The 867-nt window shown below is 45.2% G+C and carries 2 tRNA genes and 3 rRNA genes; all 5 read left to right on the top strand.

Annotated elements, in window-relative coordinates:
- A 16S ribosomal RNA gene (locus H8718_RS20310) occupies positions 1-205 on the top strand; the annotation flags it as partial.
- 78 nt (positions 206-283) lie between these two features.
- A 5S ribosomal RNA gene (rrf, locus tag H8718_RS20305) occupies positions 284-401 on the top strand.
- Positions 402-407: 6 nt separating this feature from the next.
- Positions 408-481, top strand: a tRNA-Ile gene (locus H8718_RS20300).
- 45 nt (positions 482-526) lie between these two features.
- Positions 527-599 (top strand) — tRNA-Ala (locus H8718_RS20295).
- Positions 600-749: 150 nt separating this feature from the next.
- Positions 750-867: ribosomal RNA gene (locus H8718_RS20290) — 23S ribosomal RNA — on the top strand; the annotation flags it as partial.

Raw genomic sequence — 867 nt, 5'->3', positions numbered from 1 at the left:
ATCGCTAGTAATCGCGAATCAGAATGTCGCGGTGAATACGTTCCCGGGTCTTGTACACACCGCCCGTCACACCATGGGAGTTGGGGGGGCCCAACGCCAGTGACCTAACCCGCAAGGGAAGGAGCTGTCTAAGGCAAAACCAATGACTGGGGTGAAGTCGTAACAAGGTAGCCGTATCGGAAGGTGCGGCTGGATCACCTCCTTTCTAAGGAATATGGCTTGGTAATTAATGATTTACTATTTTATTTTGAGTGTTTAATCAAAAATTAAATACACACCATTTTCTGGTGACGATGCGCTTTAGGGAAACACCCGTTCCCATACCGAACACGTAGGTTAAGACTAAAGCGGCTGATGGTACTTGGCTGGAGACGGCCCGGGAGAGTAAGTGGTTGCCAGATTCATATAGGCTCGTAGCTCAGGTGGTTAGAGCGCACGCCTGATAAGCGTGAGGTCGGTGGTTCGAGTCCACTCGGGCCTATTTAACCGTAAGGTTATAGGTAAAATTAAATATTTTCCCTTAAATGGGGGCATAGCTCAGTTGGGAGAGCACCTGCCTTGCACGCAGGGGGTCAAGGGTTCGAATCCCTTTGTCTCCACTTGCCCAGTTTATGGACATATTGTACTTTGAAAACTAAACATAATCAAAAAATAGATTTAAACTTATCAAATTTTAAATCTACAATTTAACCGATATAACTTATTCTTAAATTTAACGAGAACAAGGCAAAACAATGTTTACATTGTTAGGTCAAGCTACTAAGAGCGTAGAGTGGATGCCTTGGCACCGAGAGCCGATGAAGGACGTGATAAGCTGCGAAAAGCTACGGGGAGTTGCAAATAAACTTTGATCCGTAGATGTCCGAA

Origin of the sequence: Zhenhengia yiwuensis, from assembly GCF_014384995.1 — a bacterium.
Classification (GTDB): domain Bacteria; phylum Bacillota; class Clostridia; order Lachnospirales; family Cellulosilyticaceae; genus Zhenhengia; species Zhenhengia yiwuensis.
This window is presented reverse-complemented; position numbering and strand designations above follow the sequence as displayed.